At 31.0% G+C, this 18,678-nt stretch carries 39 protein-coding genes; all 39 read right to left on the bottom strand.

The window, feature by feature from the left end:
* Positions 1-41: 41 nt before the first annotated feature.
* Positions 42-179 carry a hypothetical protein gene (locus DW904_RS23125; RefSeq protein WP_202187791.1) on the bottom strand — a complete coding sequence of 46 codons (138 nt, stop codon included), beginning with the start codon at positions 177-179 and terminating at the stop codon, positions 42-44.
* A gap of 58 nt (positions 180-237) precedes the next feature.
* A complete protein-coding gene (locus DW904_RS20795; protein WP_118584053.1) occupies positions 238-693 on the bottom strand; it encodes a hypothetical protein in 456 nt (151 codons plus the stop codon).
* Between the two features lie 5 nt (positions 694-698).
* Positions 699-950 (bottom strand): hypothetical protein, encoded by a 252-nt coding sequence (locus DW904_RS20800; protein WP_118584054.1) that lies wholly within the window; start codon positions 948-950, stop codon positions 699-701.
* 5 nt (positions 951-955) lie between these two features.
* Positions 956-1,828 carry a DNA (cytosine-5-)-methyltransferase gene (dcm, locus tag DW904_RS20805; RefSeq protein WP_118584055.1) on the bottom strand — a complete coding sequence of 291 codons (873 nt, stop codon included), beginning with the start codon at positions 1,826-1,828 and terminating at the stop codon, positions 956-958.
* 84 nt (positions 1,829-1,912) lie between these two features.
* Positions 1,913-2,197: a DUF6275 family protein gene (locus DW904_RS20810; protein WP_118584056.1), complete on the bottom strand. Its 285-nt coding sequence runs from the start codon at positions 2,195-2,197 to the stop codon at positions 1,913-1,915.
* A gap of 27 nt (positions 2,198-2,224) precedes the next feature.
* Complete coding sequence (locus DW904_RS20815) at positions 2,225-2,461, bottom strand: hypothetical protein (RefSeq protein ID WP_118584057.1); 237 nt, start codon at positions 2,459-2,461, stop codon at positions 2,225-2,227.
* A gap of 278 nt (positions 2,462-2,739) precedes the next feature.
* Entirely contained in the window at positions 2,740-3,228 is a 489-nt protein-coding gene (locus DW904_RS20820) for a class I SAM-dependent methyltransferase (RefSeq protein WP_202187792.1), read from the bottom strand.
* A gap of 80 nt (positions 3,229-3,308) precedes the next feature.
* Entirely contained in the window at positions 3,309-4,079 is a 771-nt protein-coding gene (locus DW904_RS20825) for a site-specific DNA-methyltransferase (protein WP_207664938.1), read from the bottom strand.
* A 74-nt stretch (positions 4,080-4,153) separates the two neighbouring features.
* On the bottom strand, positions 4,154-4,396 hold the full coding sequence (locus tag DW904_RS20830; protein WP_243110518.1) for a polya polymerase: 243 nt from the start codon (positions 4,394-4,396) through the stop codon (positions 4,154-4,156).
* Positions 4,397-4,566: 170 nt separating this feature from the next.
* Positions 4,567-4,830 carry a hypothetical protein gene (locus tag DW904_RS20835; protein WP_207664939.1) on the bottom strand — a complete coding sequence of 88 codons (264 nt, stop codon included), beginning with the start codon at positions 4,828-4,830 and terminating at the stop codon, positions 4,567-4,569.
* Positions 4,820-5,095: a hypothetical protein gene (locus DW904_RS20840; protein WP_118584059.1), complete on the bottom strand. Its 276-nt coding sequence runs from the start codon at positions 5,093-5,095 to the stop codon at positions 4,820-4,822. The genes DW904_RS20835 and DW904_RS20840 overlap by 11 nt, the downstream gene beginning before the upstream one ends.
* On the bottom strand, positions 5,088-5,255 hold the full coding sequence (locus DW904_RS23130; protein WP_202187793.1) for a hypothetical protein: 168 nt from the start codon (positions 5,253-5,255) through the stop codon (positions 5,088-5,090). Before DW904_RS23130 ends, DW904_RS20840 begins: the two co-directional genes overlap by 8 nt.
* Positions 5,245-5,373, bottom strand: a complete 129-nt coding sequence (locus DW904_RS24715) for a hypothetical protein (RefSeq protein ID WP_279254414.1) — start codon at positions 5,371-5,373, stop codon at positions 5,245-5,247. Before DW904_RS24715 ends, DW904_RS23130 begins: the two co-directional genes overlap by 11 nt.
* Complete coding sequence (locus DW904_RS20845) at positions 5,363-5,902, bottom strand: hypothetical protein (RefSeq protein WP_147422359.1); 540 nt, start codon at positions 5,900-5,902, stop codon at positions 5,363-5,365. The genes DW904_RS24715 and DW904_RS20845 overlap by 11 nt, the downstream gene beginning before the upstream one ends.
* 73 nt (positions 5,903-5,975) lie before the next feature.
* Entirely contained in the window at positions 5,976-6,188 is a 213-nt protein-coding gene (locus DW904_RS20850) for a hypothetical protein (RefSeq protein WP_118584061.1), read from the bottom strand.
* A gap of 16 nt (positions 6,189-6,204) precedes the next feature.
* Positions 6,205-6,408, bottom strand: coding sequence for a hypothetical protein (locus DW904_RS22650; protein WP_147422360.1), 204 nt, complete (start codon positions 6,406-6,408; stop codon positions 6,205-6,207).
* A 31-nt stretch (positions 6,409-6,439) separates the two neighbouring features.
* Complete coding sequence (locus DW904_RS20855; RefSeq protein ID WP_118584062.1) at positions 6,440-6,997, bottom strand: ATP-dependent Clp protease proteolytic subunit; 558 nt, start codon at positions 6,995-6,997, stop codon at positions 6,440-6,442.
* Positions 6,998-7,336: 339 nt separating this feature from the next.
* A complete protein-coding gene (locus tag DW904_RS20860) occupies positions 7,337-7,762 on the bottom strand; it encodes a hypothetical protein (protein WP_118584063.1) in 426 nt (141 codons plus the stop codon).
* Positions 7,752-9,950, bottom strand: coding sequence for an RNA ligase (locus DW904_RS20865; protein ID WP_118584064.1), 2,199 nt, complete (start codon positions 9,948-9,950; stop codon positions 7,752-7,754). Before DW904_RS20865 ends, DW904_RS20860 begins: the two co-directional genes overlap by 11 nt.
* Before the next feature lie 62 nt (positions 9,951-10,012).
* Positions 10,013-10,315: a hypothetical protein gene (locus tag DW904_RS20870; protein ID WP_118584065.1), complete on the bottom strand. Its 303-nt coding sequence runs from the start codon at positions 10,313-10,315 to the stop codon at positions 10,013-10,015.
* 16 nt (positions 10,316-10,331) lie between these two features.
* The gene (locus DW904_RS20875) at positions 10,332-10,541 is read right to left on the bottom strand and encodes a hypothetical protein (RefSeq protein WP_118584066.1); all 210 of its coding nucleotides are present in this window, start codon (positions 10,539-10,541) and stop codon (positions 10,332-10,334) included.
* Positions 10,542-10,572: 31 nt separating this feature from the next.
* Positions 10,573-10,860 carry a hypothetical protein gene (locus tag DW904_RS20880; protein ID WP_118584067.1) on the bottom strand — a complete coding sequence of 96 codons (288 nt, stop codon included), beginning with the start codon at positions 10,858-10,860 and terminating at the stop codon, positions 10,573-10,575.
* 234 nt (positions 10,861-11,094) lie between these two features.
* The gene (locus tag DW904_RS23135) at positions 11,095-11,268 is read right to left on the bottom strand and encodes a hypothetical protein (protein WP_202187794.1); all 174 of its coding nucleotides are present in this window, start codon (positions 11,266-11,268) and stop codon (positions 11,095-11,097) included.
* On the bottom strand, positions 11,268-11,588 hold the full coding sequence (locus tag DW904_RS20890; protein WP_118584069.1) for a hypothetical protein: 321 nt from the start codon (positions 11,586-11,588) through the stop codon (positions 11,268-11,270). The genes DW904_RS23135 and DW904_RS20890 overlap by 1 nt, the downstream gene beginning before the upstream one ends.
* A gap of 3 nt (positions 11,589-11,591) precedes the next feature.
* Entirely contained in the window at positions 11,592-11,876 is a 285-nt protein-coding gene (locus tag DW904_RS20895) for a DUF6440 family protein (protein WP_118584070.1), read from the bottom strand.
* Entirely contained in the window at positions 11,873-12,145 is a 273-nt protein-coding gene (locus DW904_RS20900; protein WP_118584071.1) for a hypothetical protein, read from the bottom strand. Before DW904_RS20900 ends, DW904_RS20895 begins: the two co-directional genes overlap by 4 nt.
* Before the next feature lie 13 nt (positions 12,146-12,158).
* Positions 12,159-12,383 (bottom strand): hypothetical protein, encoded by a 225-nt coding sequence (locus DW904_RS20905; RefSeq protein WP_118584072.1) that lies wholly within the window; start codon positions 12,381-12,383, stop codon positions 12,159-12,161.
* A gap of 12 nt (positions 12,384-12,395) precedes the next feature.
* A complete protein-coding gene (locus DW904_RS20910; protein ID WP_118584073.1) occupies positions 12,396-12,773 on the bottom strand; it encodes a hypothetical protein in 378 nt (125 codons plus the stop codon).
* Complete coding sequence (locus DW904_RS20915) at positions 12,763-13,125, bottom strand: hypothetical protein (RefSeq protein WP_118584074.1); 363 nt, start codon at positions 13,123-13,125, stop codon at positions 12,763-12,765. The genes DW904_RS20910 and DW904_RS20915 overlap by 11 nt, the downstream gene beginning before the upstream one ends.
* Position 13,126: 1 nt before the next feature.
* On the bottom strand, positions 13,127-13,462 hold the full coding sequence (locus DW904_RS20920; protein WP_118584075.1) for a hypothetical protein: 336 nt from the start codon (positions 13,460-13,462) through the stop codon (positions 13,127-13,129).
* Entirely contained in the window at positions 13,446-13,766 is a 321-nt protein-coding gene (locus DW904_RS20925) for a hypothetical protein (RefSeq protein ID WP_118584076.1), read from the bottom strand. The genes DW904_RS20920 and DW904_RS20925 overlap by 17 nt, the downstream gene beginning before the upstream one ends.
* A 30-nt stretch (positions 13,767-13,796) precedes the next feature.
* Positions 13,797-14,078, bottom strand: a complete 282-nt coding sequence (locus DW904_RS20930) for a hypothetical protein (protein ID WP_118584077.1) — start codon at positions 14,076-14,078, stop codon at positions 13,797-13,799.
* Positions 14,078-14,257: a hypothetical protein gene (locus DW904_RS20935; protein WP_118584078.1), complete on the bottom strand. Its 180-nt coding sequence runs from the start codon at positions 14,255-14,257 to the stop codon at positions 14,078-14,080. Before DW904_RS20935 ends, DW904_RS20930 begins: the two co-directional genes overlap by 1 nt.
* Before the next feature lie 43 nt (positions 14,258-14,300).
* Complete coding sequence (locus DW904_RS20940) at positions 14,301-15,404, bottom strand: adenylosuccinate synthetase (RefSeq protein ID WP_118584079.1); 1,104 nt, start codon at positions 15,402-15,404, stop codon at positions 14,301-14,303.
* A 22-nt stretch (positions 15,405-15,426) separates the two neighbouring features.
* Positions 15,427-16,329, bottom strand: a complete 903-nt coding sequence (locus DW904_RS20945) for a hypothetical protein (RefSeq protein WP_118584080.1) — start codon at positions 16,327-16,329, stop codon at positions 15,427-15,429.
* A 2-nt stretch (positions 16,330-16,331) separates the two neighbouring features.
* Positions 16,332-17,003 carry a hypothetical protein gene (locus tag DW904_RS20950; RefSeq protein WP_118584081.1) on the bottom strand — a complete coding sequence of 224 codons (672 nt, stop codon included), beginning with the start codon at positions 17,001-17,003 and terminating at the stop codon, positions 16,332-16,334.
* Positions 17,004-17,182: 179 nt separating this feature from the next.
* Positions 17,183-17,650, bottom strand: coding sequence for a hypothetical protein (locus DW904_RS20955; protein ID WP_147422361.1), 468 nt, complete (start codon positions 17,648-17,650; stop codon positions 17,183-17,185).
* 14 nt (positions 17,651-17,664) lie between these two features.
* On the bottom strand, positions 17,665-18,165 hold the full coding sequence (locus DW904_RS20960) for a hypothetical protein (protein WP_118584083.1): 501 nt from the start codon (positions 18,163-18,165) through the stop codon (positions 17,665-17,667).
* Positions 18,166-18,263: 98 nt separating this feature from the next.
* On the bottom strand, positions 18,264-18,678 hold a 415-nt coding region (locus DW904_RS23140; RefSeq protein ID WP_202187795.1), incomplete at its 5' end, for a hypothetical protein.

The raw sequence follows: 18,678 nt of genomic DNA on the forward strand, positions 1-18,678 counted from the left end.
AAATTTTATATTGATCTTTAGATGTTTTAGTTATATAAAAATCATACACTTTTTTGGCTAGAATCTTTCATCAATATGTTAATTGAATTTAACAAAATATCTTTATCTTCTAAAATATACAATGATCCAAAAAAACTTTTCGATTTATAAATCACTTTCTTACATTCTTCTATTTTCATTCCAATTTTCTCCAATAAAATGTTTCTTTTATCTTACATTTTAACCAGCTCATAAATCTTATCCTTCATACTCGGTAAACAAGTCTCCAAGAGACATATTATTATATTTCGCAAGATCCATAGCACATGCAACAACATTTTTGGGTAACGAAGCACCAATTCCATCGCATAAGTATTCTGTAAGCGATTTATATTCTTTACATGGCTCTTCTTCATATTCATCAGGTAAATAATAATCATCGTCCCAACAAATTAAACGTTTTTCATTTACAATTGCTCTAGCAGTTGGTTTTCCAAGAACACTTCCTGTACTTGATCTCCACCATGCGTCTTTACCAGCCAATTCAACAAATTCATCTTCAGAATAATCACAAATAATATCAAATATATTATCGGTCATTGCCCAAACTTCATAATCAGTACCCTTATAAGTTCTTTCAAACATTCCGCCATCACATGGATATTCTATTCTTCTAAAAAATTTTTCCAAATTATAACCTAGAATTTCTTTCATACTAATCACCACACTCTATGAAATGCAAAATTATCTTCTTCACTCTTAAGTTCAGTACACTCACTATATCTGATAATCTGTTTACAATTTGGGCAGTGAATAGTACATTGCTCTGGTTTTGGATCTATACATCTTGGTACACAGCCCTCATGCTCCTGAAAAATAAATTTGGTTCCACAATTTTTACATATACACCCATACTCTTTTTCTCCACCTTCTTTATAAAGATGATTATTTTTTGTCTGTACAATTTCCATTTTATTTACCTCGCTCCATTAAAATATTTTACAATCTGACTTCCAACCCAGCGTCCCATTGGAACGGCAACAGCATTACCAATCTGTCTATAAGCATCACTATCACTTCCACAAAATTCAAACCAATCTGGAAAACCCTGTAGTCTTGCATACTCTCTGACTGTATATGGTCGGATTCTATTACCATCTTTAATTAATCTAGTTCCTCTATCTTTTGAATAGTGTGCTACACATGTTGGTGCAAGATCATCACATTCAGGATCAGAAACAATTGGTTTGTCTCTATAATTACCATTGATACGATTTAATACATACTGTGGAATATTTACTTCACTGTCTTTTTGAATAATATCTTTCAAGCGTAAGGGAGTTTCGTCCGGATAATCCAGATTGATAAATGGCTTTTTGCTACCAATAAGAATTAATCTCTTACGTTCTTGTGGTAGCCACATATTTGCGTTTACAGGACATTCGATTCTTACATAATAATCTGGTAACTTAGTCAGTGCCTCCATAACCACTTTAAATTTAATCATTCCAGGAACATTCTCAACTACATACATTTCTGGTTGTGCCAATGCAATATGTCTAAAGAAATGAAGAAATAAATCATCACCTGTTCTTGCGCCATTAATATCTGCAGCAGTTGAATATTTTGTACATGGAAAAGTTCCAATATACACATCTGCATCTTGCTGATCAAGAACTGTAATTTTAGTAATATCAGCTTCGTTAACCTTGTGCTTAAAATTTTTTCTTAACGTATCACAACATTTCTTATCAATTTCGTATGATTCAAGAATATTGATCCCTGCTTCTTCAATTCCAAGATCCATTCCACCTGCACCACTAAAATAGCTTTTCGCTGTAATCTGCATTTTATTTTCCATCCTTTATTGTTTTATATTGCTTACTTCTAATTTTCCAGATCTTTTAATCCAGATAAATTCCAGATTTTATTGTTACTCTACTGAATGACTTGCATTCACAATCTTCTTATAAATACCTTCGTATAAGGCTCCATCATTACCATTGTACGTATATTCTGCTAAAACTGCTGTAGCACGAGTACCTATAATACATTTATAGTTCTGTAGAGTCTTGCAACCCCAAACTATAAATACATCATCGACACCAATCTCCTGGATGTCGTTTGGACCTTTATTGGCATAGCTGCTTCGGTTATACCATTCTACAAATTTGTTTTTACATACATTCTGAAAATGATCCATTGATTTAATAACCATATTCACTACTCCTTTTGTTTATTAGTATTAATTAAGATCTTCTAAAACGTCATTTAGTGTCTTATAATTATGTTCTTTTAAATAATCAACAATTTCTTGTTTTGAGCCATATGCAAAATAATCTCTTATTCCATATTTAATTCCACACTCATTAATCAAAATTCCATTAACAATTTTTCGATTTGAACAATTAAAACAAATACTATCTTCTTTACTGTTTCTGTCGAGCTTCCTTATTTTTCTTTCAAAACATTTATTTTTCATAATTTATTCTCTTTCTCAACAATAGTTTTACATGCGTGTTATCCTTGATACTGATTCCGAAATCTTTCTCTATCATAGATTTTGTGTATGGAAGGCAGTATGTGTTAATATATACAATTTCATAATCACTAGGAATCTTCTTTAATAATTCTTCTAAAGTAATTGGAAAATAATTCTCTTTTACTTCTCTATCCCAATTTCCACATACTTATACTTCATAAGAAAATGTAAAAAATTCCTATTATCCATAAGAAGTCCCCATATTAATTGAAACTCTTTTATCTGTTTATTATCCGAAAATGTAAAAAATTCCTATTATCCATAAGAAGTCCCCATATTAATTGAAACTCTTTTATCTGTTTATTATCCGCTTTCTCAATCAATTTTAAATAATCTGCCATATCAGTACGTCTATTAACATTCTTTGAAACACATAAATCACGAATCGAGATATACTTAAATTCAGATAAGAATACATTATTCCAGAATTCATAAATTTCATCTTCGTTACAATAGGAATATATTTCGTGAATTACGCTTGATAAATTAAGCAAAGAACTTTTACCATAGACATTACTTGGAAATGTATCAGTAAAACTAATATTTGAAATACCGGCAGATTTAGTCTGCGCAATTCTAATCATCTCAGGATTATTATCATACCCAATATACTTTACGTCTGGCATAACTTTATTCATTTCTCTGATCAATATTCCATCTGCGCAGCCAAAGTCTACAATATTTTTTACATCTGAAATTTTATTCATAAAGAATAGTTTATCATAACATGATTTCGACATTCTGGACGTATATGTATTAATATCTGATATTTGATTCATTATTATAATCACCCTCTTAATCTTTCTTCTGCAATATCACAATATTCTTTACTAATCTCGAATCCAATATAATTTCTATCAAGCTCAATGGCAGCTTTTGCAGTAGTTCCGCTTCCAATAAACGGATCAAGAATTAAATCACCAGGATTTGACCATGATAAAATATGATCTTTCGCCAATTGTTCTGGAAATACAGCAGGATGCCCTGATTTTCCACCACCAATACTATACGTAAATATATTATTATGTATCTTTTCTGACTTTACTGTGTATAAATCTGTCGTCCTGTCCCTACGACATTGATTATCATCCATAACAGTTTTTCTATCTCCCCAATTAAACACTTTTCCGGCATTTTTAGTTGGAACCTTTATTGGATTAAATGTACTTGGCTTACCCTTACTAAATACAAACATATACTCAAAACATTGCTCGTAACGATTATGATTTTGCGGAATTGGATTGGCTTTTTCAAAAATCATAGTATCATGCAACTTAAATCCAACTTTCATAAACTGTAACGCCTGTTTAAACGAGGTCCCTGTTTCAGATCCATTCTTAGTCTTATCTCCAACAACCCAAACCAAAACACCACCTGGTTTAGTTACACGGAATAACTCATAAGAAATTGCATCAAAATCAAATGAATATCCATTATATTTTCTCAAATCATCATATGGTGGGCTTGTTACTGTAAGATCAATTATGTCTGAGTCAAGTTTTTTTAATCCAATAAGGCAATCTTCATTATAAATTTTATTTATTTCTAACATTTTCATACGGAGCAAACCATGATTTTATCGCTGCAGCAAATCTCACTACTCCTTATTTTTTATATATTTCTAAAATACTCTTACACCATTTCCGGATTTTCTTTAAACATCTGTAAAAACTTCATTTCATCTTCTTTGCTAGTACACCACAGCTCCAGATCTTCGCCATGATCACCGATTAGAGCAGAAACTGCAACGTACTGTGTTAACTTTGACTTTAGATTAAATTTATCTCCGTAAACAGATGTTAATGTAACATCACCTTTACATTCATCAACTACTTTAAGAAATGTTTCTATATCTTTAATGTTTTTAATTTTCATTTTATTTTCCTTTCTTCAATATTTAATTTTCAAATAAAGCGTGGATTTTCTGGTAAGAATTTACCAGATTTATGATATTATTGTTATATTAATAGATTTTGCGAAAACAATAATCACAAGACATGTTAATTTAGTTATAACTCTCTCCAATAAAAAACATATTTTATGTATTACTGCATTGCCTCTTTCAGAATCTCTTCTGCATTCTCTTTCATGTAATTGGCAGTCTTAATATACCCCTTGGTATTGGTCTCGTGTGTAAATCCTCTATATTTTACTCTAGCAGGACACACGCTAATAATATTTCCATCTTTATCCTGGTCAACAACAATAGACCAACCAAACACCTGTAAAATTGTATTTGCCATCCATAACATTCCACTTTCCTGGAACTCTTTCCAACTTTTTTCTTTTACTACCGTTTTATCGCTCATTTTCAATTAACTCCTTTAATTTTTCAATATATTTTAATATACGATCTCTGTTCATGTTCTTTATAGTAATTCCATCAGGTACCATAGCAAAGTTTGCAATATTATTAAATGCGTTCGATATTGCATCAAAATATTTTAATACTATATCGATATCGATTTTATCAGGATCAAACTCAACAAAAATAAAATCACCTTTACCAGGATGTAATTTTCTAAGCCTAATTAATAATTTGTCCTCAACTTTTTTCTTCTGTCGTTTATTCATCTATTTTGTCTCCGTATTTAACAAATATACCAAAGCTCAGGCCTGTCAGAAGTCCAAAGTCCCATTGAAGCCCAGGATCTTCTATAAATATAGGTAGAACTGTAAATAGTATCATAAATAAAAATGAAAATAGTATAACTGCAGCCTCTTTATTCTTCATCTTCGTAATCCCATTTTTCATACTCATGTATTCTTCTTTTTTCAATTACATAAGCTAATACTGCACATACATAAGTGACAGTTGCAATTATAAAATTTAATTTAGTTCTATTTTTCATTTATTTTTTCCTCCAATACTTTAATTGCTAATTTCAGTGCATTAATATTCAATTGACCTTTACCATCTAAGTAATTACTTATATTGTTTATATCTGCTTGTTCAGGTTTTTCTTTTAGCTTATTACCTGTTTTTACAATTTCATAAACCTGATCAATATTATCTTTGGTCCATAAATCACTATCACACCATCTGTAATCACGTCCATCCACTTTAATAGTTTTACATTCTTCACAGTTAGAACAATGATATGCCATATCTAAAAATTTGTTAAGAAATTCATGGGCAGTCATTTCTCGATCCGTATCTAATAAATCTCTAGCAGTATCTGTAGCACTTTCGCCAATCCAATTAATACCATTATATTTAAAAGTTAATACAATAGGTCCATCATGTTCAATTAATGGATTGTATGCAGTCGCTAAATCCCCATCGTACCATCTAAATCCTTGTTTTTCTGCCTCTTTTAAAATAGCAGCAGCCTCATCTTTTGTTGTACACAATACATTCTTCTCTTTTAAATCAATCATATTTTCCACCTCTTCACTTTTAATAGGACAATACAATAAATTATCTCCTGGCCGAAGATATTGAAAATACTTATTAGTCAATATAATCATCATCCAATCTGTCAGGATTCATGTTGCATTTAGGACATCTTAATATAAGATCTTCATCTTCGTCAGTATAATAGTTATCGCCATAAATACGACACTCTTCGCAATAGTCTAAAGCATCTTGATATTCTTCAAAATCATAATCATAGTCTTCGTCTACATCGTATTCTTCTGTATTATCTTCTTCTAATTCACTCATAAAATCTTTAGTCCTTTTATTTTTTTGGCAAAGTTCTTTTTGATGCAAACTTAATAATTTCATCTGCTAAAATTTGGCAACATTGAGTTCCATTACAAGATGAAACAGTATAATATCCTGGTATAAAACTATCTGAAATTCTATATACTATCTTGCACACTGTATTATAATTTTCTTTATACCAATTTAATTCTTTTTTCAGTTTTTCTAATTCAGTCATAATATTCCTCAGTAAAACAGTGTTTTTACAGTTATAAAATTTCGTCTACAATTTCATATTCAATTGCCTTATCTGATGAAATAAAGAAATCAATTTTCTTTTCTTTAATGTTCCTAAGATCATCTTTTGTTAATTTTGTTTTGCTTAAAACATAATCTTCAATCATCTTATTTTGTCTACTAACCTCTTCCATATCTTCAACAAGGTCCTGAAATTTTCCTCCAAAAGCATGACTTAGCTGATGGTACATAAATGTGGAATGTTTATAACAATATCTTTTATGTCCAGTAAGAAATATTTGAAACGCCGCACTCATAGCATAACCGGTACAATATGTATAAATTGGTGTTTTACTATTTTGGATAACATCAATTAAGCCCCACATATCATATACACTTCCGCCATAAGAATTTATATAAAGTTTAATAGGGTCTCTTTTATAATCCTTTTCCTTTTTATCTTTCTCATCATCATCTAGTATCTGATGTAAAAGATTCCAAGTTAGTTCTCCTATAGAATCGTTGTCTATATCATCTCCTAAAAAGAAAATTTTTTTATTATTATTTGAAAACGTACTATCCTTTGACATTAGTTTCTCCTTGAAATATATGGTAAATATGTGGTACAATACCTACTAAAGGTGTTTGGGTATCTGATATATACCCAAGGGACTAGCAGAATCTAAAATCACCTATTGAAACCGCCAGGTGTTAAGGGCGGATCAGCTCCTGCGTAAAATATTAGCTAGTAACTTGTCAATTTGCTATGTTTGAAAGGAGTTGCCTATGTTAAAGGAATTATTTAACAGCTGGAGCTTAGTCTTCAGTTTTATAGGTATGGTATTTGGTATCATCGCCAAATTACTATAATATAGGTGATTTCGCCAGCTGTGGTATCATACCACACAATTTACTTCTTCATTTATCTATTATTTTGTTCTTATAAAAGTCTGATTTTGTAGGTCTACAATATACTCTTCTACTTTTATTGTTCCATCTAGTTGCTTAATATTATCCTTTACATGGATAAGATTATTATCTTTTTCATCAATTTCGAATTTAGGTACAAATAAATATAACCCAGTAATTTTATATTCCTTAAAATCTTTATAAATTAGTGTATAGCTTTTAGATTTATCGTGTTCTTCATACGGTATAAACAATGTTTTATCGAAGATTGATTTGAATGTGATTTCTCCAAGTTTACTATTTTTCATAACTCGTTGAATATCATTTATATCATCACGACAGTGGTCGAACCATTTTGGACCATAAGGAGTAAACTTAGAAGTTTTTTCCTCAATAGTATTAATTCTTTTTATTAATTCTTCATATTTCTTCTTACTAATCCACATTATTCTCTTTCTCCTTATAAAACATTTTTCTCAAAGTAACAATATCTCTTGGTAACTCATCAGCTTTGCCATTTTCGAACTGTTTTTTACACCATGCATAAAACTCATTCGCTACAGGTGTAGTCAACAATGATGTCCTGCTTGTATGACCTTTCTTCAAAGTCTCATGAGCAATACCACGCATAAATTTCCAGAAGTTATAATATGTAAGTTTAAGCTTAACCATATATCCATTAGCATCTTCGATTACAAATCCTTCGATCTTATCACCTCTGTATTCATAATCTTCTTCTAAAACTTCAAAATACCAATCATAAAATTCCTGCCATGTAGATAACTCATAAGCTTGTTTCTTAATAGTTAATCCAAGCTCACGACCTACATGAGCCATGTCTTCATAATCATATTTCTCAAAATCCAAAGTATTATAAATAATGTCAAGTAGCACTAATTTACTTTCTGGATATTCAATAATATGAGGATCGTTTTTCATATCGCAGCATTCAAACACAAAAGTCACATCATGCTCTTTAAGATAAATTTTCATATCATCAAGCTTGTCTTTTGGAATTTTCTCATAAATCATACTTCTCAAATATTCTGCAAATGGTCCTTCAGGATCAGACTTACTTGTGATAAATAAATCGTCCGTATATTTATTCCAAGAAACAAGTCCAAGAAATCCATTTTCTTTTACATAACAAGCTACTGGGAATTTCAAAGTATGCTGCAATACATCCATCTGTGTTTCTTCTCGTTCATTGACATTGAAAAACTTCTCATATCCACGACAGAATACTTTACATTCTTCTGTATCAATATATAATCCTCTTGCTTTTGTAGTCTGCTCATTCCATTTCTTTTCATAGAAAGCTGCAGGTGTGAAATTAAATGAAGAAATATTTCCAAACTGTTTTTCAGAAATGTATGAGTTATGACGTAAATCAACAAGAACATCAGCTACACTACTACTCAATTTTTTCGCTGCTCTTACCGGCTCTCTGAATACATCATTTTTGATCTTATAGGTTGTATTTCCACCAGGAACAATATCAACACATCTTAGATATCCGCCAAATTCAACCTGCCCTTCAAGATCGTATACTCTTGGATTAACATTAATATCAAATCCTTTAGTATTTCTATGACCAAAAATCTGATAAGTATGATCATCGGTAGTGGTGAAAAATGTATCAGCAACTTGCTCTACATCGTTATATCTACCGACTCCATGAATCATCTGATCAGTTGCTACAAAAGTAAGATTTTGTGGGATTGTACTCAGACCACCGTGAGTAACAAGATATGTATTTCCATGATATGTATAATAGGCACACTGAGCAAATTTTCTACACAGTTGCCGCAGATCTTTCTTACTGAAACCGGCTTTATCTAATGCAGGTTTTGTAAATAATTCAAATTCTTTTGAGAATGACTTCTTATCTTCACTATATTTCCTTAGATGAATTTCGTGATTGCCCTCAAGCAAAAGTACGTTTGGTTTGTCCTTAATGCTTAAGAGAAACTGAACCACTTCCGCATTTTCAATTCCTCTATCAATATAGTCTCCGCAAAATATAAAGAAGTGATCGTCCTTGATTCCGCTAATTGCGTTCAAATATTTCTGTAAAGCTGTATTACAACCATGTATATCTCCTACGTGATGAATCACTTTATATTCGGACAAATCAATCTTTTTCATAAACACTTTATCAAGTTCTTCCGGTTTAATTACTGTAATACCGGACGGAATTCTCTGTGTCTTAAACCTACTATACATCTTATCAATAATAGCTTCAGGTACCTGTTTCATTGCAGCACGAAGACTATTTCTTTTCTTGCATTCTTCAATTGGAACATCTGTAAAATCAACAAGAAAAATTCTGTATCTATATTCCTGACATAATTTCTTATATTTATTCATTTCAGAAGTCTTGGAATTAGTTGCATCTATAACTGTGAATTCTCCACGCTGCATTCTAACCACTAGTAGAGTAAATAATGTTTTCCAAACAGTACCATCATTGCTCTGTGTAATTTCTGTATTACCATTTACAGATAATACCGGACTCTGGCAAAGTAACCTAATATCATCTGCACATAACGTATATGGTTTTAAACCATTCTTTTCAATATAGGTGCTCTTTCCAACTCCAGGAGCGCCACGAAATAATAATAAAGTTCTCATCCTATCTTACCATCGTAAGAGCTGCGCGCATTTTAACCCATGGGACTCGAACTTATCCTTTCTTAATTAATTTTTCCATCCATTTTAGCTTTAAGTATTGCTTTCAGATATTCCTGTGGATTATCTTTAGCAGCCTGAAACCCAGTTTTTTGTCTTTGAATATCATCTGCTACCACTTTGTACTTGGGTGAATTTCTAACTTCTTCTCTATATTCTGCTACTTCATCTCTAGTGATAATTTCTTTATCAACTAAAATTCTAAGTAACACCTGTACGTCTATTGCCACATTTAAAATCGTTTCCTGTACCTGTAGATCCTGTAGAGCTTCTTCAGGTTTATAATATTTATCACTGCTTACTGGCATATTATTTTCTCCCTTCTTACACTGGATATACATAGTGTTTCTTGTCCATTGCTTCTAAGTCTTCATCACTTTCATTACCATAAATCACTTCACTATATGTACCAGAATATGGGACAATCCATTGAAGACATATAACACAATTGTCTTTTTGTGCAATATCCCTGGATGCAATATAGTCAAACAAATCCGGTCTCTTATCACATAAAAAACTTCTAATTTCTTTCATAAGATCTCCTTAAAATATCGTTTTTATTATATTACCAACAACCTTGCTGCACACACTCATAAACACAATCTGCAATCGGCTGCGAAATTTCATCTTTTAAAATCTCATTAAGACCATCAAGCAAAATATCCAAATCATAAGCTGTGCTATATGATTGAAGTTTTCTAATCTCATCTAAAAACATATTTCTTTGATCCATTAAATATCCTATTATTTTATAATCATCGTTTTCGTCATCAAAATGCACTATTTCTTTTTCAGTCATTTTTATCCATTTTTGTAGTCTTTCTATTTCTGCATCAGCATCTATTAATCTCATATCTCGTCCCTCATATTCCACTTCTCAATAGCCAAATCTTTTGCTTTACTAATTTCTTCTGCTTGATCATCATAATGGATCTCTTTTGAAATTGTACTTCCTTTTGCGCGACAGCAATTGCACATTACATAAAAACTCATTCTTACAATTTTCTTCCACGGATCTTTAAATTTTGTTTTGTGACCAACTTTTAGTTTTTCACTCCCCACAAAAGGGACATTTTAACAATTCCATTTACTCACCAACCTCCTCATCTTTACCATCCATTTCACAGAATCCAATATGTTCATAAACAGTAAATGATAATCCAGCATTACTATATTTCATTTTTGCCATTTTTCGTTTATCATTAAGCTTACATTTACCTTTAATAGTATCTAAATACTGACAATCCCCTTTGCAGTACATTACTCGATCATCATCCTTTCACCAATAAATTTCTTCATCTGTTTATTAATGTTCGCCGGATAACTTTCTACCACATTATTCGGATCAATAAAAATCTCTTTAATGTTATAGTCATCATCCAAAAAGATGCTTCCGACCGTTCCACCAGGAACTCTAATATAATATGTTGCAGGTTCTTCGTCATCAAACAATATTAAGTCGTTTATTACAATATAATGAAGCCGTTCATCTAATCCAGCTACTTGATCTAAAAACCACGTAATTTCGCAGACCCATGCTTTGCGCACTTCACCCTGTATTTTTCTTCTCTTTAACTTCATATGTCACTCTCCATCATAAACCTGTAATGTTCCATCTGCATTATAAAGTGGTGTGATACCTGATGTACGATTACCATTCATTATAAAATATTTTACTTTTGTGTCATTATCATAAACAATTTTAAAAGTTAATATGCCATCGTTCCACTTCGCCAGTTCAGTAAAATATCCGTTGCCAAAATTTCCTTTTTCAGGTATATTCGTTGCTTCCTGATATGTTGTTCCACATCCAATCGCAGATACACAAATTAATCCAGCTGCAATCGTAGCTAAAATTTTCTTCTTCATTTAACACCCATTACTTTCTTGTACAATTCAACTTCTTCATTTGTTGCAATATGTAACCAATCTAACAAAGTTTCTTGACACCACGCATCTTTATATCCTGATACCATAACGATAAACGAATTATCATCGCTTTCCTGAGTAATACTTTGGTAACATGCAATAGTACCAACTCTACCAAGTAAGGTTTCTGGTTTGCTTAAATCAACATCTTTATAATTTGTAATTACAAATGTTCCTGTATCAACAGGAAAATTTACAGTAAACGCCATAAAATCACTCCAATCAAATTTTGCTTTTATTCTTTTTTTTAAACTCCAATAAATCTTCTTTCGTTTCAAATAAATAATCAAAAAATCGTCCAGCAGGTCTTCCATTATCATAATTTAACTCGGCCCATAATTTTGATCCAGTAATATAAATTTTTTCAATAGTACCAAATACAGGTCTTTCTGGCCATCGCTCCCAAAACCAAACTTTATCGCCAACTTTAAAATTTTTACTATCCATAATCAATGTCCTTTAAATTTTTACATCAAAAATTTCTTTTGCTCTTTCTTTAATAGCAATCTTCTTATCATTTAAATCTGCTACTGGCATGAATTCACAGTCTTCAATTACAGAATACATAAGTTCAACCAGCTCTTTCGCATCATGAATATTATCTTTTATGCGTTTTACATTTGCTTTCTCTTCTTTTTCAATCCAAGCAATAAGTTCAAGATCGTCATGAAATATTTGAGAAATAGGCATTTTAGTTTCCATATGTCCATTTCTAATAAGTGCAAAAGGAATTTCATCTAAAATAAATATTTCTTTTATAATTCCCTTAGACATAAAATCGTGTTTTCTAATATAAAACCAAACAGTATCTTCAACCAAAAAATTTTTATCGCTCATAGTTTTCCTCCAAATCCCATATACCAATATTTTCTTCTCTGTATTCTTTAAATTCCGTCCCAAACCGTCCATATACCTTACCATCATCTTCTTTATATCTAATAAACTCTGCATAATCAGTAAGCAGTTTTGGACAATTATTCACGACCCATTCTCGTGTAGCAGTAATACAATAATTTGAAGACATATCAATTAATTCTCTAACTACACATAATCTGCTTTTCTTTACCCAAGTCTCATCATCAAATTTGATTTGTAAATCATTTTTCATCCATAATCTAAACGGTTCATCGTCTGGATAGAATATTCCAGGAATCCAATTATTTAGTTCAAAATATATAATCTTATCCATCTTATTCCTCAATACAACATTCAATATCCGGAAACTCTTCCGATTCCCATTCTGCTCCGCAAGTTTCACATTTAAAACTTAATGAATTCCACCATTTCTCTCCTTGAAAAATATGTTTATACCAAGGCTTTTGAAATCCTAATCTTCGATGGCGAATACCATAAAATTGTCTTATGCCGGATAATTTTTTATGTTCTTTTATCGCATCTAGTTCATCTTTAACTGTACAAAGTCTATTCTCTCCACAGCATGGACACACACTATTTCTTTTTATAATTGTATCCATCATTATTTTATTTGGATCACATTTATCTGGAAATTTAGTTATTCTCATCATTATCATCCTCTTCATTATCTAAACCAATTAGCCAACAGAATTGATTTAATCCACCAATGTAAGCATTAACTGCGTCACCGTTCTCATGAATCTCATCCAGATATCCTCTGGCGATCACTCCGGCGTTAAAATAATATTCCGGTGTATGTTCTTTACTTTGGATTCTGTTTTCCAACTCTTTTATATCAGCCGACAAATCAATATCCTTTCGACTATAAATCAGCTTATCAAAGCGTTGGCACATAATTTTATAACTGATATCTGTACAGCCCATTTTTACCCCCATATTTTGTAATTTAACCATATGTATATACACTTCCGTAAAACATATCTTTTATCGTACTTGTACTTCATACACAGTAAACTTTGTTTTACTTATAGCTTCTTTTAAAGCATTTTCTATTTTTTCATAATCTTCCTTATTGACAATATGATTTGTAAGCCATTCCAATGATACTGTATCTTCAATTGTTATAGAGCCATCATTGTTTGCAACAATTCGTCTATTAGGATCTTCATAACAAATTTTCACCGGCTTATCTTGACCTTTAGGAAAAATAAACACTGTGTCATTTTCTGTGTAAACATATACATTCTTATCATTAAAAATATCCATCAATAACCCTCTTCAAACGCCCAATTACTACAAACCCAAGTTTCACCATTTAGTTCATATCTCCAAGCTCCTGTGAACCTCGGATGTGGTTCTGCCATTACAATTTTTCCACGACACTGTATTGCAATACCAGGACAATTTTTAATTCTCTTTTTTCCAACTTCTTTACAAAATGCCATGTAATCATCTACTGCTTTATGAAATTCGAATTCAATATCACTGCTATGCTCGGCTTGTCTCCTTTACACTATTATGTGTTTCACCATCTGATTTATAAATATTCCATCCTAAAAATAACTTCTCAAACTTATCTTCATCCATTCTAAATTCATTACAATGCGTAAGAGCAATGGATTTTTTACACTCAAAATCTCCCACATCTGCTGTAATTCTCCGATATAGTTCATCCAAATCCAGTTTTCCATACCTCAAAGTATCCTGATGAGGATTAGGTACATTTGTATTATCGTGCATTTCAGAATTAATTTCGTTTTTATCGCACTCAGTTGGAAACGGACCGGCACCATGCCTAGTTAAATATGTACGTGTCACATAACATACTTCTATATTCAATTCATCATACCAATCAATTCTTTCAATAATTTCTTTGGGATTTTTCAGACCTGTATTAGATGGCGTAAGATATGGGAAATATTTTAGATTATTCTGATCGAGTAGTAATCCTTGAGCGGCTTCAAAAATAATATGATCAAACATATTTAGAAAGCTTTCATCTCTAATTGATTTAATGTGTTCATTCATAAAATCCAAATCTTCTATAAAATGATCATTTATTCCTGGATCATTAAATATTCTTTTCCAATCGTCCGATAGTAGAATTTTATCTCGTTCAAATTTTTCAAGATAATAGTTCTTTATTTTATCAAAATCGGTTATACCATTTTTATATCTCTTAATGGTTTCAAAAATTCCAAATCCACAACTGCCATGCTTTTGTTTTCCACGACTCTCTTCGATGACCTGGTTTGCCATCATATCATACGGAGTCGAAACCATACAATCATTATGAACGTAAATATTAGGAACAACCTTATTGTTTATCAGTTCTTTATATTCTTGAGCAAAAATAAGTGGATTTACAATAAATTCTTTTGGTAAATATGTAGCAGCACCATTAAAAGTTCCAGAACCAAAATGATGAAAGACATGTCTGATTCCGTCCGGTGTTACCACAGTATGTCCTCTTTGACTTCCACCATTAGAACATACTACAATACTATTAGGTTTCTGTGAAAAGTAATCAGTCATTAGTCCTTTTCCTTCGTCTCCCCAGTTTGCTCCAGCCACAATCTTAATGTCTTTCATCGTTTTTATCTCCTATTCTATTTTACCAAACAATTTCACCATTCTCATTTGTACTTACCTGAGTAGGTGTTGTCGCAGGTGTTATAATTGTATTAACATCGTTCTCAGCTGCATCAACAATAATATTTACAATAGTCTCTGCAATATTATCTAAAGTCGCTTCTTTGAAATGATTTTCTTCAATAATAGACTTAAAGGATTTTTCAATACCTTCTTTGTCATAGTTACTACCATGATTTACATGAATATGATAAATGTCGAATTTCTTAGAAGCTTCTTCAAATAGCTCTGGAGTTTCCACATCTTTTTCTAAATTATCTCCAAGTGTTGCAATTAAACCAGAACATCTACTTCGGATTGGAAGATAAGGATTCAATCTCTCGTCACCGATTGTAATAATAATTCCTCGTTTACCACGATTCCAGCAATCAAGTTTAGTGTGATGAGTTCCAAAATACCATGCAGCACTATATGACTCAAATCCATTTCCACCACCGCCAAATTCAAAGTAAATTTTATCAAGTTGCTCTGCAATCCTTATATCTGATTCAAATTGAGATGCTTGAATTGGATTATAATCATATGATAAATCTCCAATACCCATAATCATAAATTCAACATCTGCAATTTTTTCATAAAGTTTTGTCATAATTCCATTAAGTTTTTTTGCTACCTCAACTGCAGCTTGCCCCATAGATCCAGTTACATCAAGTGCAATCACAACTGGTAATGTATTTGGATGATCTTCTGAATCGCAACATTCTCTAATAACATTGTTTGGATCAAGTACTGGATCAAGAGATCTTGCCTTAAACATTTCCTGATTAGAAACACTTGAAGTAACAAACCCTAATGAATCTGTCGCTAATCCCTTTGATGTTGAATATCTTATAAAACTATTTGTATCCCATTCTCCCCATCCCATAATTATTCTTCCTCCTCTGTATCTACTTCATTAAATTCATTAGTATCGTCTACTTCATCAAAATCAAACATACCATCAAACATATCACCCATATTACCGCCCATCATCATAAACGGAAGCATTGAGTTTATATTGTTCGCTGTTCCGGTAGAACCATTTCCATTCATCATCTGAGATAGCATCATATATTTGAAAATATTGTTCGCTGTTCCGGTAGAACCATTTCCATTCATCATCTGAGATAGCATCATATATTTGAAAATATTGTTCATTCCGTTTTTTCCCTTAGTAATATTACTTCCAAGTAAAGAAACAATCTTTCCATAAAAATATGTATTTCCCATGAATACGTGTCGCTCTGGAATAATATTCTCTACAGTAGAATCTTCATAATTGATTGCAGTAATCATATTCTTCTCTACTTTAATAACACATTTAGGCTTTCCATTTGCAAATATAATATCACCTGCACTAACTTTGTTTGTTGGAATAATAAAGAAGAAATCCTGTCCAATATCAAATGCAAAATTGTCACAATTTGTAAGTCTACCAGTCTTCACATTATAACTTTTATAACCATTAGATGTTTTTACTGCAATACCGCCACTCATAGAAAGTCTGCACATTCCGTTACCTACTTTACCAAACATACCGTTTAAAAAATTGTTCATCATAATTATCTTTTCTCCTTTTTTTATTTATATATCTTTTATAATGCTTTTCAGCTATTATTTACTTCCAATTTCTTTTTCATATTCTTCTTTTAATTTCTGTAAATCGTTTTCTTTATTTTTTATATAAACTTTCGATTTGCGAATTGCATCTTCAAAATATCTAACCTTATATAAATACTTTATTTTTTAGCAATTCGTAATTCTTCATTCATCAACTCAATGTTTTCTTTTGTAACTTTTCCATTGCCCATATTAATTAATTTATTTAAATATTCTTCAGCAATTTTACAAGCAATGCTATAATTTCTTTCTCCAATAAAAATATTGAAGTAGACACGCCGTCCTTCTCTATAAGCACCTACTGAATCATGGAATTCAAAATTTTTAGTATAACAATTACAATAATTAAATTCTGATTCATTCTCTAAGTGTTTTATCATGACATAAGACTTTTCATCCATTGATAAATTAAAAGAAACAATATATCTATAAATAAACTCAGTTTCATTATAATCAATGTCTTTTTTTAACTTTTCAGCTACTATAATCTCATATCCAGGATGCGTTGCACAAAATTTATATGCTTCATCCAAATCTTCTGTATAATTAATCGTTCTATAATCACGATGTTTAAGCCAATATAACATTTTCTTATCCTCCATTAATATGTAATAAAAGTCCCCTCCGGTATATAAAATTCATACCAAGTATCATGTGTAAACTTATTTGCAGTTTGACCAAATAATAGATCACAATTTTTATTTGCTTTATAACTATGAGTAATTAACACCGGTTCATAATTTCCTTCTACTATATTTACGTCTGCACTAATTGGGATTTCTTTATACTCAAGATATTTTCCGTTCTGTTCTACATATCTATATGTACTTCCACCATTCCACTTAAATGAATATTTAACGTAAACTGGATTATCCTTATTGTCTATAAACGACACAATAGATTCTTCTTTTGTAATCATTTCTTGATTAGCAGTTCCAGAAAAGACAGAATTTCCTATAATCATAAAAATAGAAATACCTATAATAAATAATACAAAATAGCTAAAGCTAAATACTACAATTCGATCTGATATTTCTGTTTCATTTAAGCAAAACCTAAATGATACTGTAAAAATAATTGTTAATATAATAGCAAGTAACATTTTTTCTCCTTTTTATGAATTTTCTCAAAATTCCATTTTCGCAATCCCTTTAAAAATAAGGGATTCACGAGGGTCATTTTCCCCATAAAACTGTTGTTTTATAGCGGACTATAATCATATCTGTCTACAAATAAAGATGGATATTGAATTTCCATATTTCTTATATTATGATTTATTGCTTCTAAATTTTTCTTATAATATTCAATATTGCTTTTTAATCTATAAGTTACGTCAAATTTAAATTCTTTATAATTATCTAATACATCTACTTCTTCATATTCGACCGCAATAGTTTCCCCATTACACAAAAGATTTTTTTCTTTCTTTATACAAATAAGATCTAATACATCTACTTCTTCATATTCGACCGCAATAGTTTCCCCATTACACAAAAGATTTTTTTCTTTCTTTATACAAATAAGATTATGATTAAACCTCCATCCATCCCTTTCTTTATAAGAACAAAAATCATAACTGAACTTGATTGTTGTACATTGAAAAAGAAAAACTCCA

The organism is Ruminococcus sp. AM42-11 (assembly GCF_003480145.1).
Classification (GTDB): Bacteria; Bacillota; Clostridia; order Lachnospirales; family Lachnospiraceae; genus Blautia_A; species Blautia_A faecis.

Coding starts and splice junctions, on each gene's coding strand:
- DW904_RS20950 (WP_118584081.1), bottom strand. CDS start 17,003: ATGATGAACAATTTTTTAAACGGTATGTTTGGTAAAGTAGGTAACGGA.
- DW904_RS23125 (WP_202187791.1), bottom strand. CDS start 179: ATGAAAATAGAAGAATGTAAGAAAGTGATTTATAAATCGAAAAGTTTT.
- DW904_RS20925 (WP_118584076.1), bottom strand. CDS start 13,766: ATGGTTAAATTACAAAATATGGGGGTAAAAATGGGCTGTACAGATATC.
- DW904_RS20835 (WP_207664939.1), bottom strand. CDS start 4,830: ATGAGCGATAAAACGGTAGTAAAAGAAAAAAGTTGGAAAGAGTTCCAG.
- DW904_RS20955 (WP_147422361.1), bottom strand. CDS start 17,650: ATGTTATATTGGCTTAAACATCGTGATTATAGAACGATTAATTATACA.
- DW904_RS20900 (WP_118584071.1), bottom strand. CDS start 12,145: ATGGCGTTTACTGTAAATTTTCCTGTTGATACAGGAACATTTGTAATT.
- DW904_RS20795 (WP_118584053.1), bottom strand. CDS start 693: ATGAAAGAAATTCTAGGTTATAATTTGGAAAAATTTTTTAGAAGAATA.
- DW904_RS20880 (WP_118584067.1), bottom strand. CDS start 10,860: ATGAGATTAATAGATGCTGATGCAGAAATAGAAAGACTACAAAAATGG.
- DW904_RS20800 (WP_118584054.1), bottom strand. CDS start 950: ATGGAAATTGTACAGACAAAAAATAATCATCTTTATAAAGAAGGTGGA.
- DW904_RS20915 (WP_118584074.1), bottom strand. CDS start 13,125: ATGGATAAGATTATATATTTTGAACTAAATAATTGGATTCCTGGAATA.
- DW904_RS20865 (WP_118584064.1), bottom strand. CDS start 9,950: ATGAGAACTTTATTATTATTTCGTGGCGCTCCTGGAGTTGGAAAGAGC.
- DW904_RS20840 (WP_118584059.1), bottom strand. CDS start 5,095: ATGAATAAACGACAGAAGAAAAAAGTTGAGGACAAATTATTAATTAGG.
- DW904_RS20815 (WP_118584057.1), bottom strand. CDS start 2,461: ATGAAAAATAAATGTTTTGAAAGAAAAATAAGGAAGCTCGACAGAAAC.
- DW904_RS20820 (WP_202187792.1), bottom strand. CDS start 3,228: ATGAATAAAATTTCAGATGTAAAAAATATTGTAGACTTTGGCTGCGCA.
- DW904_RS20945 (WP_118584080.1), bottom strand. CDS start 16,329: ATGGGATGGGGAGAATGGGATACAAATAGTTTTATAAGATATTCAACA.
- DW904_RS20850 (WP_118584061.1), bottom strand. CDS start 6,188: ATGAGTGAATTAGAAGAAGATAATACAGAAGAATACGATGTAGACGAA.
- DW904_RS24715 (WP_279254414.1), bottom strand. CDS start 5,373: ATGAAAAATAGAACTAAATTAAATTTTATAATTGCAACTGTCACTTAT.
- DW904_RS20855 (WP_118584062.1), bottom strand. CDS start 6,997: ATGTCAAAGGATAGTACGTTTTCAAATAATAATAAAAAAATTTTCTTT.
- DW904_RS23130 (WP_202187793.1), bottom strand. CDS start 5,255: ATGAAGAATAAAGAGGCTGCAGTTATACTATTTTCATTTTTATTTATG.
- DW904_RS20830 (WP_243110518.1), bottom strand. CDS start 4,396: ATGAAAATTAAAAACATTAAAGATATAGAAACATTTCTTAAAGTAGTT.
- DW904_RS20845 (WP_147422359.1), bottom strand. CDS start 5,902: ATGATTGATTTAAAAGAGAAGAATGTATTGTGTACAACAAAAGATGAG.
- DW904_RS20905 (WP_118584072.1), bottom strand. CDS start 12,383: ATGGATAGTAAAAATTTTAAAGTTGGCGATAAAGTTTGGTTTTGGGAG.
- dcm (WP_118584055.1), bottom strand. CDS start 1,828: ATGCAGATTACAGCGAAAAGCTATTTTAGTGGTGCAGGTGGAATGGAT.
- DW904_RS20875 (WP_118584066.1), bottom strand. CDS start 10,541: ATGAAAGAAATTAGAAGTTTTTTATGTGATAAGAGACCGGATTTGTTT.
- DW904_RS23135 (WP_202187794.1), bottom strand. CDS start 11,268: ATGTACTGCAAAGGGGATTGTCAGTATTTAGATACTATTAAAGGTAAA.
- DW904_RS20870 (WP_118584065.1), bottom strand. CDS start 10,315: ATGCCAGTAAGCAGTGATAAATATTATAAACCTGAAGAAGCTCTACAG.
- DW904_RS20825 (WP_207664938.1), bottom strand. CDS start 4,079: ATGAAAATGTTAGAAATAAATAAAATTTATAATGAAGATTGCCTTATT.
- DW904_RS20940 (WP_118584079.1), bottom strand. CDS start 15,404: ATGAAAGACATTAAGATTGTGGCTGGAGCAAACTGGGGAGACGAAGGA.
- DW904_RS20810 (WP_118584056.1), bottom strand. CDS start 2,197: ATGGTTATTAAATCAATGGATCATTTTCAGAATGTATGTAAAAACAAA.
- DW904_RS20860 (WP_118584063.1), bottom strand. CDS start 7,762: ATGTGGATTAGTAAGAAGAAATATGAAGAATTAATAAAAAGAATTAAT.
- DW904_RS20920 (WP_118584075.1), bottom strand. CDS start 13,462: ATGATGAGAATAACTAAATTTCCAGATAAATGTGATCCAAATAAAATA.
- DW904_RS20895 (WP_118584070.1), bottom strand. CDS start 11,876: ATGAAGAAGAAAATTTTAGCTACGATTGCAGCTGGATTAATTTGTGTA.
- DW904_RS20890 (WP_118584069.1), bottom strand. CDS start 11,588: ATGAAGTTAAAGAGAAGAAAAATACAGGGTGAAGTGCGCAAAGCATGG.
- DW904_RS20935 (WP_118584078.1), bottom strand. CDS start 14,257: ATGGCATTTTGTAAAGAAGTTGGAAAAAAGAGAATTAAAAATTGTCCT.
- DW904_RS20910 (WP_118584073.1), bottom strand. CDS start 12,773: ATGAGCGATAAAAATTTTTTGGTTGAAGATACTGTTTGGTTTTATATT.
- DW904_RS20930 (WP_118584077.1), bottom strand. CDS start 14,078: ATGGATATTTTTAATGATAAGAATGTATATGTTTACACAGAAAATGAC.
- DW904_RS20960 (WP_118584083.1), bottom strand. CDS start 18,165: ATGTTACTTGCTATTATATTAACAATTATTTTTACAGTATCATTTAGG.
- DW904_RS22650 (WP_147422360.1), bottom strand. CDS start 6,408: ATGACTGAATTAGAAAAACTGAAAAAAGAATTAAATTGGTATAAAGAA.